11 protein-coding genes are annotated in these 13,059 nt (G+C 65.1%); 3 read left to right on the forward strand and 8 right to left on the reverse strand.

The features are described 5' to 3' along the window. The first annotated feature begins 40 nt into the window (after positions 1 to 40). Positions 41 to 556 carry a hypothetical protein gene (locus J3E61_RS14555; RefSeq protein ID WP_192722251.1) on the forward strand — a complete coding sequence of 172 codons (516 nt, stop codon included), beginning with the start codon at positions 41 to 43 and terminating at the stop codon, positions 554 to 556. A 27-nt stretch (positions 557 to 583) separates the two neighbouring features. Here the strand turns inward: J3E61_RS14555 and J3E61_RS14560 are convergent, their stop codons facing one another. The 5 genes from J3E61_RS14560 to J3E61_RS14580 form a co-directional block, all read right to left on the reverse strand. After that, complete coding sequence (locus J3E61_RS14560; protein WP_210084037.1) at positions 584 to 2,224, reverse strand: sigma-70 family RNA polymerase sigma factor; 1,641 nt, start codon at positions 2,222 to 2,224, stop codon at positions 584 to 586. Positions 2,225 to 2,752: 528 nt separating this feature from the next. Next, positions 2,753 to 3,130, reverse strand: coding sequence for a hypothetical protein (locus J3E61_RS14565; RefSeq protein ID WP_210084038.1), 378 nt, complete (start codon positions 3,128 to 3,130; stop codon positions 2,753 to 2,755). Between the two features lie 120 nt (positions 3,131 to 3,250). Beyond that, positions 3,251 to 6,106, reverse strand: coding sequence for an MMPL family transporter (locus tag J3E61_RS14570; protein WP_210084039.1), 2,856 nt, complete (start codon positions 6,104 to 6,106; stop codon positions 3,251 to 3,253). Further along, on the reverse strand, positions 6,103 to 6,549 hold the full coding sequence (locus J3E61_RS14575; protein ID WP_210084040.1) for a transport acessory protein MmpS: 447 nt from the start codon (positions 6,547 to 6,549) through the stop codon (positions 6,103 to 6,105). Before J3E61_RS14575 ends, J3E61_RS14570 begins: the two co-directional genes overlap by 4 nt. A gap of 111 nt (positions 6,550 to 6,660) precedes the next feature. Further along, positions 6,661 to 7,227 (reverse strand): DUF2293 domain-containing protein, encoded by a 567-nt coding sequence (locus J3E61_RS14580; RefSeq protein ID WP_210085565.1) that lies wholly within the window; start codon positions 7,225 to 7,227, stop codon positions 6,661 to 6,663. A gap of 339 nt (positions 7,228 to 7,566) precedes the next feature. Here J3E61_RS14580 and J3E61_RS14585 point away from each other — a divergent pair, with 339 nt between their 5' ends. Continuing rightward, positions 7,567 to 9,081 (forward strand): MFS transporter, encoded by a 1,515-nt coding sequence (locus J3E61_RS14585; protein WP_210084041.1) that lies wholly within the window; start codon positions 7,567 to 7,569, stop codon positions 9,079 to 9,081. Here J3E61_RS14585 and J3E61_RS14590 read toward each other — a convergent pair. Then, entirely contained in the window at positions 9,069 to 9,644 is a 576-nt protein-coding gene (locus J3E61_RS14590; protein WP_192722245.1) for a hypothetical protein, read from the reverse strand. The two genes, J3E61_RS14585 and J3E61_RS14590, sit on opposite strands and share 13 nt — an antisense overlap. Positions 9,645 to 9,723: 79 nt before the next feature. After that, positions 9,724 to 11,301 carry an FMN-binding glutamate synthase family protein gene (locus tag J3E61_RS14595; protein WP_210084042.1) on the reverse strand — a complete coding sequence of 526 codons (1,578 nt, stop codon included), beginning with the start codon at positions 11,299 to 11,301 and terminating at the stop codon, positions 9,724 to 9,726. Positions 11,302 to 11,376: 75 nt separating this feature from the next. Here J3E61_RS14595 and J3E61_RS14600 point away from each other — a divergent pair, with 75 nt between their 5' ends. After that, positions 11,377 to 11,976: a DUF4232 domain-containing protein gene (locus tag J3E61_RS14600; RefSeq protein WP_210084043.1), complete on the forward strand. Its 600-nt coding sequence runs from the start codon at positions 11,377 to 11,379 to the stop codon at positions 11,974 to 11,976. Here J3E61_RS14600 and J3E61_RS14605 read toward each other — a convergent pair. Continuing rightward, positions 11,973 to 12,986: a TIGR03617 family F420-dependent LLM class oxidoreductase gene (locus J3E61_RS14605; RefSeq protein WP_210084044.1), complete on the reverse strand. Its 1,014-nt coding sequence runs from the start codon at positions 12,984 to 12,986 to the stop codon at positions 11,973 to 11,975. The two genes, J3E61_RS14600 and J3E61_RS14605, sit on opposite strands and share 4 nt — an antisense overlap. Between the last annotated feature and the right edge of the window lie 73 nt (positions 12,987 to 13,059).

The following is a 13,059-nucleotide window of genomic DNA, read 5'->3' on the forward strand; positions in this document are numbered from 1 at the left end:
TGGCCCGCGAGGTCAAACCAGTAATCGACAATGGAGTGCGATGATCCTTTCGAAAGTCCGGGACCCTCGCCTGGTGACGATCCGCCGCGGCGGGACGCTCACAGATTCAGACCATCATCTCCTTGCGCTGTGGGCAGCACAGTGCGCTGAGCATGTCCTTCACTGTTTCGAGTCGGTTCGACCGCAGGACCCGAGGCCGCGTCAAGCGATCGAGCATGCCCGCGCCTGGGTGCGCGGCGAGGTCAAGATGATGCAAGCGCGCGCCGCCGGCGGCCACGCCATGGGCGCGGCCAGGGACTTGCGTGGGGCGCCCCGGTATGCCGCCTACGCTGCCGGCCAGGCCGCAGTCGTCGCACATGTCGCAGCACACGAGCTTGGTGCAGCCGCCTACGCGATAAAGGCGGTACGTGCTGCCGCGCCGCACGGCGAAGGTGAGGCCGCTGGAAGGCGTGAATGCCAATGGCAGCGTGAGCAACTCCCGGCGGCGATCCGCGATCTCGTCGTCGACGACCAACGCTTGCGAAATGACCTCTGCTGGTCGGTGTTTGACTGCTAGGCGCAGCGCGCCAACAGTTCTGACGGTTTACCTGGCAGGCCCGTTGGTCGGTATGCACGTCGGCGGGACGCAGTTGTTGGGGCCGCCACCGATGCCGGTTTCACCAGACGGTAGGTGTCCAGGCGCGGCTGTCTTGCCTGCTTGGGAGGTCGGGGCGGTTGGTCCGCCACCGGAACCTCCCGACGAACCACCGGAGGATCCGCTGGACGACCCGCCCGAGCCCGAGCCACCGGTCGACCCGCCCGAGCCCGAGCCACCCGACCCGCCCGGCGGTTGGCCCGATCCACCGGATCCGGCTGGCGGTTTGGTCGGTCCGCCCGAATTACCTTGTGGCGCAGATGGTTTAGTCGGGGTACTGGGCGGCGGCTCGCTCTGGCGGCCCCTGCCGGGCGTCGGTGTTGGCAGGGCCTCGCTTGGTTCCGGCGTCTGCACAGGGACACGCGAGCCACCTGGAGTCACGGTAGAGGCAGGCGTTGGAGGCAATGTAGTCGGGGAATCCGGTGATCCGGTCTTCGCGACGTTGCCCGACGGCCTCGGCACGGTCGCCGTTGCCGACGCCGATGGTGACGGTGCTGTCGTGGGATGGTCAGTCGAGACGGCCGGGTGCACGGAATAGATCTGCGGCACCTCGACGAGGGCGACGCCGCCTGCGACGACTACCCCCGCCACTCCGACCGCCGCCCAGACATGGCGCTTGAGGAATTTCGTCGTTCCGCCGGATGCCGATGCCGCTTCAGAGGGCGGCTTGGCAGCGTCGAGCGGACCGTCGGGAAGATCGGTAGTATCCAAATCATTTGCGGGCCACCATGATTCGTTGCTCGACGCACCGCCGCCGGTCGACGCCGACGGTCCGGATGGCAACGCTTTCATGCCTTGTGACAGGGTGTGCTCGCGCAACCAGGCGGGGGCCGGGACGATCACTGGTGCGGCACCGAGAAGTGCTGCCGGAGTGACCATGCTCGCCCGCTGCTGCTCGCATCGAGGGCAGCCGTCGATATGGCGAGCCGCGCGCTTACGCATCAACACCGTGAACTGGCCATCCCAATGTTCAATCAGCGCAGCCAATTCTGGGCACTTGGCAGGGTTGGCGCGCACCTGGCGGCAGACGAGCAGCGCGCCCAGCGACCGCGCGATGGTGTCGCGCAACCGCTCGACCAGGACATTGGCGTTTCTTGGCGTAACACCAAGGGCCTCAGCAAGTTCCGGCCCCGCCAAGCCTTTTCGGTACGACAGCTCGAGCACCACCTGATCACGCTCTGCGAGCCCACCGCATGCGTCGCTGATGAGATCGGCCAGCTCGCTCCGCGCGGCCAGGGTCGCGAGGTCGGGCTGGCGGTTCGTGATCTCCGGCAGTTCTTCGCTGGGGAGTTCGCGCCGCCGGGCCCGGATCACGGCCAGCGCCTCGTTGCGGGCGATGGCGTACAGCCACGAACGCAGGCGTTCCGGTTCTCGCAACTGGGCCAGTCGGCTGGCGGCCGTCACGAACACGTCCTGCACACAGTCCGCGGCGGCGTGCCGATCACGCAGCATTCCGACGCAGAAGTCATGAAGCCGGTCGGCGTAGCGGTCATAGATCGCCGCGAACGCCTTCTGGTTTCCGGCCGCGGCGGCGCGGGCAAGCGTGGCGTCGTCATCGGCCAGCGCGGGTGCCACATGGGTACTCGTCATAGCTTGCCCCCAGCCGGCTCCCGGCAAATGGTAAGTACCTCATCATGGCCTCCTTGCCAGCGCTGTGCAATGAAAATCACCACGACCTACCCCGCCGTCATCGGGGTTGCCAGCGAAGCCGCTGAACCGACAGCTGTCGGAGGCGGTGGAGTGTCAACGGGTCGGGCGCCCTGTGGCTGGGGGCAGTTCCGCATTGTGTAGTCACGCAGCCATTTGCCCTCGGGAAATGAAGGCTCCGGCGGACCGTACAGCGAGCAAATCTGGTCAATCGCACCGCTAGCGGCCGGCCGCTCGCGGTAGACGCCGCGAACCGCCCGTGGTGCATAGGACCACGGGTCGGCAGTACAGGTTTGCTTGAACGCATCGAACTGCGGGTCTGCGTGTGGGGCGGATGACGTGGGCGCCGTGATGGCGGCAACGACACCCAAACGGCCGAAAACGAGGAGGACCAAAAGGATTAAAGCCCTCAGTCGCCGTCGTGTGGAACTGGTGCTGGCCATGATGTTCTCGAGGTCGTGGTGTCGTCGGTTAACCGGGGTTCACCTGGCCAGGACCAGGCGGAGGGGTGTAGGCCCGCCGCGTGTAGTCGCCAAGGTGCTTATTGCTGTTGGGAGCCGGGACGGGATGGCCCAGCACCCACACATACTTGGCCGGGCCGTATAGCGAGCAGATCTGGTCGGTATAGAGGCCGGGAACGATGTCCCCCTCGCTGTATTCGCCGCGCACGGCGCCGGCCACATACGCGCCGGGGTTGCTGACGCAGGACTGCTTGAACGCGTCGAACTGGGCGTCCGCCTGAGCGGCGGGGGACAGAGCCATGGCGCCGGCGGCGATGGCGCCGGATGCGATGACGATCTTGGCGGTCGCAGCGATCCACCGCTTCCGTGTGGTGTTGGTGCTGGTCATGATTTGTTCCTTCAGGGTCGTCGCAGCCCCTGGTGGGCTGCGTTCACCCGTTAGGAGCGGCCGGCGGTCCCGTCTCCCACACTTTTTTGAAAAGAAATCTGAAGAGGTTCGTTTTGCCAGCTAGAACAGCGCCAGCTGCCGATCCTCTCCGAACCTCTGTGGGATCGGCCGCTGGCGCACCCGCACCGGCCACCAGAACCACCGGCCGAGCAGCGCCGCGATCGACGGCGTCATGAACGACCGCACAATCAACGTGTCGAACAACAGCCCCAGCGCGATCGTCGTCCCGATCTGACCGAGCACTCGCAAGTCGCTGAAGATGAACGACGCCATGGTGAAGGCGAACACCAGCCCCGCCGCGGTCACCACCGAACCACTGCCCGCCATCGACCGGATGATGCCGGTGTTGATGCCGGCATGGATCTCCTCCTTGAATCGGGAGACCAGCAGCAGGTTGTAGTCCGATCCGACGGCCAGCAACAGGATCACCGCCAACGGCAATATCACCCAGTACAAGTCCACGCCGAGTAGGTGCTGCCACACCAACACCGAAAGGCCGAACGACGCGCCCAACGACAACGCCACCGTGCCCACGATCACCAGCGCCGCGACCAGGCTGCGCGTGATGAACAACATGATCAGGAAGATGAGGCACAGCGACGCGATGCCGGCGATGATCAGGTCGTAGCGCGCCATGTCTTGAATGTCCTTGTACGTGGAGGCTTCTCCACCGAGATAGATCTTGGACCCGGCCAACGGCGTGCCCTTGACCGCTTCCATCGCGGAGTGCCGCATCGCCTCGATGTGCGAAAGACCCTCGGGCGTCGCCGGATCCACGTCGTGGGTGACGATCATCCGCGCGGCCTTGCCGTCCGGCGAGAGGAACAACTTCAGCCCGCGCAGGAACTCGGGGTTGCTGAACGCCTCGGGCGGTAGGTAGAACGAGTCGTCGGTTTTCGATGCGTCGTACGCCTGGCCAAGCGCGGTCGAATTCTGCAGCGCCGCCCCACTCTGGTCGTAGAGACCGGACTGCGTCGCGTAGTTCGTCATCGTCAAGTCGCGGTTGGTCTGCTGATTGGTGATCTGCGGCGGGATCAGCGCGAGCAGTTTGGGCTGCAGCTCATCCAGTTTCGCGATGCTGCCCGACACATTGGCCAGCTGGTCGGTCAAGTCGTTGATGCCGTCCAACGCGTCGAACAGGGAGCGCAACGCCCAGCAGATCGGGATGTCGTAACAGTGTGGCTCCCAATAGAAGTAGTTGCGGATCGGCCGGAAGAAGTCGTCGAAGTTCGCGATCTTGTCACGCAACTCCTGCGCCACGACCACCGTCTGCTGAAAAGCCACCGTCTGTTCGTGCGTCACCGCACTCGACTGCTGCTGCAGCGCGTACTGCTGCCGCAGGATGTTGATCGAGTCGTTGATGACGCTCACCTGCTTCTGCAGGTCGTTGGCGCGGTCCTGTTGGAAAGGCAGGTTGTTGAGCTGCGCCGCACTGTTCGCGCTGATCTGAAACGGAATCGACGTGTGGTCCAGCGGCGTGCCCAACGGCCGGGTGATCGACTGCACCTGCGCAACGCCGTCGGTGTGGAAGACGGCCTTGGCGACCCGCTCCAACAGGATCATGTCGGTGGGATTGCGTAGATCGTGGTCGGTTTCGACCATCAGCAGTTCCGGATTCAGACGTGCCTTCGAGAAGTGACGTTCCGCGGCGGCGTTTCCTACATTGGACGGCGCGCTCGCCGGCATGTACTGACTGACGTCGTAACTCACCGTGTAACCCGCCAGCGACGCCAGTCCGATGAAGGCCAGCGCCAGCGTGGCGACCAGGATGGGCCCTGGCCAACGAACTATCGCCGTGCCGATCCGCCGCCAACCCCGCTTGGCGGTCTTGCGTTTGGGATCCAGCAGGCCGAAGCGACCGCCGATCACCAGCACCGCGGGCGCCAGCGTCAACGAGGCGAGCAGCGCGACGACCACCCCGATCGCGGCCGGAATCCCGAGGCTCTGAAAGTAGGGCAGTCGGGTGAAGTAGAGGCAGGCCACTGCACCCGCGATCGTCAGCCCTGACCCGAGTATCACGTGCGACGTGCCGCGATACATGTCGTAGAACGCGACCTCACGCTCGTCGCCCTCGTTGCGTCTCTCGTGATAGCGGCCGAGCAAGAAGATGACGTAATCGGTGCCCGCGGCGATGACCAACAGGGTGAGGATGTTGGTCGAATACGTCGACAGCCCGATGAGTCCGACATTCGCCAGGAACGACACGATCCCGCGGGCCGCGGCCATCTCGATGAGCACCGTGACGAGCGCGAGGAGCATGGTGACCGGCGACCGGTAGACGATGAGCAACATGATGGCGATGACGCCGACGGTCAGCGCCGTGACGAAATTGGTGCTTTCGTTGCCCACCGCGAACTGATCGGCGATCTGGGCTGCCGAGCCGGCGACGTAGGCGTGGATACCCGGCGGCGCTGGCGTCTTGGCGATGATGTCGCGCAGCGCGTCGACCGACTTCAGCGACAATTGCTCGCCCTGGTTGCCGGAGAGGAACACCTGGACGTATGCGGCCTTCCCGTCGGCGCTCTGCGAGCCCGCCGCGGTCAGCGGGTCACCCCAGAAGTCCTGCACATGCTGGACGTGCTTGGTGTCCTCGTTGAACCGCTTGACCAGCTCGTCGTAGTAGCGGTGTGCGTCGGCGCCAAGCGGCTGGTCACCCTCGAGCACCACCATCGCGGCACTGTCGGAGTTGAACTCGTGGAACACCTTGCCGATGCGCTGAAATGCTTGCAGCGAAGGCGAACTCGGGGAGCTCAACGCGACGTTGTGCTCTTCACCGACTTTTTCGAGCTGCGGGACGAACACGTTGGTCAGTGCTGCGACGGCCACCCAGAACAACACGATCGGCACGCAGAACCAACGAATCCACTTGGCGACGCGATTCGTCAGAGTCGGGCGGTCGGCGACGTAATGGCTCATCCGGACTTGTCCAAGCAGTAGGTGAAGGCGTTCAACGTGTTGACCGTTCTTTCGTCCTTGACGACGTCGTCGATCTTGATCCGGCAGCCGATGGAGTCGCTGTCGCCCTGGGCGGAGACGTTGACGAAGACGGCCGGTTGGGTGGTGGTCGTGTCATAGGCCCACGGCAGCTGCGCGGCGTCGACCCGCTGCGGTTGGGCGTTGATGTCCAGGTAGGTGATGGTCGCGACCGTGCCAGGGGGGCCGAACACCTCCATGACTACGTGCTTGGGGTTGAACGGATGAATCTCATTGGCCGCGGCGTCGGGAGTTGAGGTGACGTCCTTGGAACCGAAGATGCCGTTCAGCCGATACACAGCGAACCCAGCAATCGCCACAACGACTACTGCCACCAGCACCGTCCACCGTCGCAACAATCGGCTTCCGATGGAAACCCGCTGCATCCGTGACCCTTTCGACGACTGGTGACACGTTGACGGACGGCATGACATCCCTCCGTGGGATATCAACTTGGTTGACACTACGGTACGGGGGCGGACCGGACAAGCGGAGGGCTATCCGTCGAGCATCGTGACCCCGTGGCGCCACGCATCGATGACGTCCTCGACCCGCTGCTGCACCCGCACGCGAGCAGTTTCGCGGTCGAGACCCGACATGAGCAGGTCGTCGTAGTCGGTGTCGACGTGGCGAACCGACGCGACCACGGCGAGTCGTACGGCGTCGGCGTCGAGGACCGGCCGGGCTGCGCTGCGTCCCCAACGGCCGCTGCAGCGCGCCGCCTGATGAAGTGCGATCGCCTCGGCGCGGTCAGGTGGACACCCCGGAAACTGCTCGCGGATCGCGGCGGCGAACTCGGCGCGAAACTGCACCCGCTGACCGGTTCGGCGAGTGCGCACACCGGTGTGGGAGAGACATTCGCGTGCGGCGCGTTCGACTGCAGCCGGTTCCGCCAGAATGCCTTGCCGCTCATAGCGACTGCGTCGCACGCTCCAACGCACCACGACGGCGGACAGTCCGCTGGCCTTGCGGGCGCGCCGGGTGAGCGTCGCGTCGCCGGACGGCAGAAACTCGAGGTGACCGAGGTCGGCGCAGTCAAGACACATCGGACCGGACCTGTGCATGCGTAGGAAATCGCCGGTGGCGCCACAGGATGCGCATGTCCATCCGCGATCCGCAGACACCACGACGATGCGTCCCACAAATCGAGCCTAGGGGGTGTCCGCCGACGGCGGTTTCACGAATTTTGCGTGCTGCAAAGGCTGGCTCTCCACCACAGTGGTTGTCGAAATGCCCAGCTCTTGGCGACAGTGTCGGTGCCAGCGACATTGTCGCTTCGAGCCGGGCATTTCTGCATTGGTCTGTGGACTCGCCGCTCGCCGGCAGTTATGGCGACAGGTTTGCGATCACACCGCCGCGGGAAAGCGGTGTCCATTATTTGTCCTGTTCGCAAGGAGGCGATCATGGCAGCGCCCGCCGAGACGCAAGGCATAATCCGCAGCACCATTCCCGCACGCATCGATCGATTGCCGTGGTCGCCGTTCCACACCCGCATCGTCGTCGCGCTCGGTGTGGCCTGGATCCTGGACGGTTTAGAGATCACCGTGGCCAGTTCCGTGGCCGACACCCTCACCCAGCCCGAGACGCTTGGGCTGTCGTCGGCCGCGGTCGGCTTCATCGCCAGCGTGTACCTGGCCGGCGAGGTCGTCGGCGCGCTGTTCTTCGGCCGGCTCTCGGACAAGCTCGGCCGACGCAACCTCTTCATGATCACGTTGGGCGTCTACCTCTTCGGTAGCGGCCTCACTGCGCTGACACTCGGTAACGGGCCGGGTTGGGTCGTGTGGTTGTACATCACGCGGTTCATCGCTGGCATGGGTATCGGTGGCGAATACGCCGCGATCAACTCCGCGATCGACGAGCTGATTCCGGCCCGCTTCCGCGGCCGCGTCGACATCGCCGTGAACGGAACCTACTGGGGCGGTGCGATTCTCGGCACGCTGGGCACGTTCGTCTTCCTCAAAGCCATTGACCTCAGCCTGGGTTGGCGGCTGGCATTCCTCATCGGCCCCGTGTTGGGCCTGGTGATTCTGGTGGTGCGACGCAACCTGCCGGAGAGCCCGCGTTGGCAGGTGATGAACGGCCGCGTGGATGCCGCCGAGCAGTCGATCTCCTACATCGAGCAAGAGGTGGAGGCCACCGGCAAGACACTGCCTCCGGTGGACGAGAGCAAGGCCATCGAGCTGCGGCCGACCGAAAAGATCGGCTATATCGCGCTGACCCGAGTCCTGTTCCGCGACTACCCAAGTCGGTCCATCCTCGGCGCGGTGCTGATGATCAGTCAGTCATTTCTTTACAACGCGATTTTCTTCACCTACACCTTGGTGCTCGGCAAGTTCTACGGCGTCGCCTCCGGTTCGACCCCGCTCTATCTGATCGCGTTCGCCGTCGGGAATCTCACCGGCCCGTTGACCATTGGGCATTACTTCGACACGATCGGCCGCAAGAAGATGATCGCAGGCACATATGTGCTGTCCGGTCTGCTGCTCGCCGTCAGCGCGGTGCTGTTCAACGCCGGGATGCTCAATGCCATCACCCAGACCATCGCCTGGTGCATCATCTTCTACTTCGCGTCGGCAGGCGCCAGCGCCGCGTATCTGACTGTGAGCGAGATATTTCCGCTCGAGGTCCGGGCCAAGGCAATTGCGGTGTTCTTCTCCATCGCGCAATGCTTCGGTGCCCTGGGCCCGGTCGTCTACGGCGCGCTGATCGGCGACGGCTCTCAACCGTTCCTGCTGTTCCTCGGCTATCTGCTTGGTGCCGCCGTGATGATCGCCGGTGGCCTCACCGCCTGGTTCCTTGCGGTCGACGCCGAAGGCAAGTCGTTGGAGGAGATCGCGACGCCGCTGGCCGCCGAGGGCGTCGGGCGACGCAGGGGCTCGGTCCGCGCGGAGGGTGCCGCTCGGCCCTACACGCCCTGAGCGCCGACAGCGCGACGACTCCGGACGCGCCTCCAAATCAGCGCTACGAGGGCAGAAATCGCGACCACGGCGGAACCGCCGCCGATCGCGAAACCGACGGGAACTGATCCCGCCGTATAGGCCTCGCCGTTGTTCACCCGAACATCGAGCGTTGATCCGACGCGATCGGCGCCATCCCAAAAGCCTCCGTTGATCACCCCGGTCTGCGAGACTCCGCCGATGCTCCATGTCGCCTCGCAATTACTACGCGAGCCGACCCCGCAATAGGTGACCGTCGCCCTCGTCGGCGTGCCTTCCGAATATCTCTGGAGGTCAGTGACGCCGAGCCAGAAGCCGACCACCGCGAGTGCAACCGCCACGGGAAGTGTCATCGCCAACAGATAGTTCGCCATCGATCCCGGAACCCGTGGATTGGGTAGGTAGCGAGGCGGTTTGGTCTGTCTGGCCGGATATTCGTAATCCTGACTTTCCCTACTCCAACGGCTCATTCGACGACGATTGATATACACCGCCAGACCGAAGAACAGAATCAAGACGACAGGGCCGATCCAGATCGTGTCCATCGTCCAAGGCTAGGACCGACCTCGCGCTACCGATCCCAAACTGGCCCCGCGGATCGGGCGGTCGCCTACGCTCCCTGCCCTATCCGACGGCGGACTGCGACGGTTGTGCCGAACCGCCTTGCGGCTCAGTGGCCGTCATCAACCGGACGATCTCTTCGCGATCGGCCGCCGACGGTAGGCCCATGCCGGGCTTGTACCCGTAGACCTCGTGCAGCGGTGTCGCGGCGGTCCGGCCGTCGAGGATGTCGACCGACTCGGTGGTGATCAGGCCGGGGTGCTCCACCCCGCAGGCCTCGGCCACCTTGACCAGATCGCGTCGCAACGTCTTGATGTAGTTCGCCATGCGCACGGCCTTAACCTCGGGCACCAAGCCGCGGGCCAGCCAGGCGTTCTGGGTGGCGACACCGGTGGGACACGTGTCGGTGTGGCACTTCTGGGCCTGAATGCAGCCGATCGAGAGCATGGCCTCGCGAGCGACGTTGACCATGTCGCAGCCGAGCGCGAAGGCCACCACCGCATTGTCGGGCAAGCCGAGCTTGCCGGAGCCGATGAACGTGATGTCCTCATGCAGATTGCGCTCGGCGAAGATCCGATACACCTGAGCAAAGCCTAGCTGGAACGGCAGCGAGACGGCGTCGGTGAAGATCATCGGCGCCGCGCCTGTGCCGCCTTCGCCGCCGTCGATGGTGACGAAGTCGACGCCGCGTCCCGTCTCGCGCATGAGATCGGTTAGCTCATACCAGAATTCGAGATCGCCGACCGCAGACTTGATACCGACGGGTAGGCCAGTCTCGGCGGCGAGCATTTCCACCCAATCGAGTAGGCCGTCGGTGTCGGTGAATTCCGCGTGCCGCGACGGGCTGATGCAGTCGCGACCCTCGGGCACCCCGCGCGCTTCCGCGATCTCGGCCGACACCTTCGGCGCGGGCAACAGCCCGCCGAGGCTTGGCTTGGCGCCTTGACTCAACTTGATCTCCAGGGCCCGCACCGGTGCGCCCGCGACAACGTCCTTGAGCCTGTCGAGATCGAAGCGGCCCTCGGCGTCGCGGCAGCCGAAGTAGGCCGTGCCGATCTGGAAGATGAGCTCGCCGCCGTGGCGGTGATAGCGCGAGATTCCGCCTTCACCGGTGTTGTGCAGACAGTCGGCCAGCGCGGCACCGCGGTTGAGCGCCTCGACGGCGTTGCCCGACAGCGACCCGAAGCTCATCGCGGAGACGTTGACGACGGATTTCGGCCGGAACGCCTTGGCCCGGTTGCGGGCGGCGCCGATCACCTTGGCGCACGGCAGGTCGACCTCGTGCGAGGCGTTGGGTGCCGACCGCGGCACGGCCCGACCGAACGTGCGGTGTTTGATCACTGGATAGCCTGCGGTGTACTCGAGGTCGTTGTCGGTGCCGAAGCCGAAGTAGTTGTTCTCCTTCTTCGCCGAGGCGTACACCCAGCGACGCTGGTCGCGCGTGAACGGGCGCTCCTCGTCGTTGGCCGCGACGATGTATTGCCGCAGCTCGGGGCCGATGGCTTCGATAAGGTAGCGGGCGTGGCCGAGTAGCGGGAAGTTGCGCAGGAGTGCGTGATTGCGTTGGAAGAGGTCGCGCGCGACGACAGCGCCCACGGCGGAAGCGGCTGCGGCCGCGACAGTACGAACGGCCCGGCTCATGCGCTCAGTGTTTCCCCGTGGCGGTGGCCCGAAACTCCAAGAATCCGCCAAGTGGATGGCACCATCCTGTTGGACATGAAGCAAATCGCGCTGCCTCTACTCGCGGTCGCCCTGCTGGCCGGTTGTTCGGCCGAGCGGACGACGACGCCTGCCGCACCGGCTTCGACCGTCACAGTCACCGCCACGCCGTCGGCTTCGGTGACCGCAGCGCCGCCTGCTGCGCCGGCCACGGTCACCGTGACCACCACGCCCGCGGCCCCGGCGCCTGAGGCACCTGCGCCTGAGGCGGCCGGCCCCTGCACTGACGACGATCTCGCGGTTAGCAATGGGCCGCTGGAGTCCGCGAACACGCAACGGCATGTGAACCTGTCGTTCAAGAACACCTCGTCGCATTCGTGCACGCTCTTCGGCTATCCGGGCGCGGACCTGGTCACGCCGGTCGGTGGTCTGCTGATCAACGTGCCTCGGCGCCCCGCCAATGCCGCGCACCACCTGACGCTGAATCCCGGCGACGTCGCCACCGCTGACGTCACGGCCTATGCGATCGACACCGCGACCGGAAACGCGTGCCCGCGTTGGGGCAATCTGGTGGTCACGCCGCCCAACGGATTCGTTTCGCACCCGATGAATGTCGACGTGCCGATCTGCGATGCCAGTATCGGCTCGGTGGACTAGTTCGATATGCGTTGCGCCACAGCGCCATAGCGCTCGAAGCGGTCCTGATCACCGAGCGCGTTGTACAGCACGATGCGAGTCGCGACCCCGTCATACTTGGCCGTGAGCGCGTCGGCCAGGCCATCCCATGTCGACTCGGTTGCGAAGGTGGCGATGTGGTCGTCGGTGATCTGGTCGGCCATGCCTTTGAAGTCGCCGGCCTTCTGCTTCTCGCGAATGCGTGCGGTCGTCCCCTCGAACCCCGCCTCGTCCCAGATGAACGCGTAGTTCGGCGTGCTGCCGTAAAAGCTCATGCTGGCGCGTACCAGTTCGCGTTCGTTGTGGCGTTCCTCGTCGCTGTCGCCGACGATCGTCATCACCGGCACGATCACTGCGATGTCGGAGGTCGACCGGCCCGACTTCGCCGCTCCCTCAGCCACATTGGGTACGACGTGTCGCAATAGATAACCCGGCTCGCCGAGCGGATGTACATGCACACCGTCGGCGACTTCGCCCGCCATCCGCAGCATCCACGGATTCACGGCCGCCACATCCACTTTCGGATCGGGCGCTTCGATCGGTCCCGCACTCCACTGCGGTGTGATGAAGTCCAGGTTGTAGTACTCGCCGTGGTGGTCCAGCTTGTTAGTGCGAAACGCGGAGAAGCAGGCTTTGACCGCGCGCACATAGTCACGCAGCCGTGGGCCGGGTTTTTCGAAGTCCACGCCGTAGCGCCGCACCACATGCGTGCGCACCTGCGTGCCGAGGCCGAGGCGGAACTTGCCGCCGGTGGCCTCCTGCAGTTCCCACGCCGTCGCGGCCGTCACGAAGGGACTGCGCGGAAACGCGACCGCCACACCGGTCGACAGTTCCAGACCGGGTGCGGCTTGCGACGCAACGGCCGCGGTGAGATATGCGGTGCGGCCGGTCTCGGTGAACAGCATCCCGTCGAACCCGGCCGCCTGCGTTCGCCGGGCCAGATCGCTCACCTTGCCGAGTGGCTGCGGAACCGTCATCACATCGACGCGCACCATCGGCACACTACGCCTGGCAGGCGCGCCTGTTTGCTGCTTTTGCTGCGCGCGGTGTCGGATGCAACGCACA

This window comes from Mycobacterium sp. OAE908 (assembly GCF_017872775.1).
In the GTDB taxonomy this organism is placed as follows: Bacteria; Actinomycetota; Actinomycetes; order Mycobacteriales; family Mycobacteriaceae; genus Mycobacterium.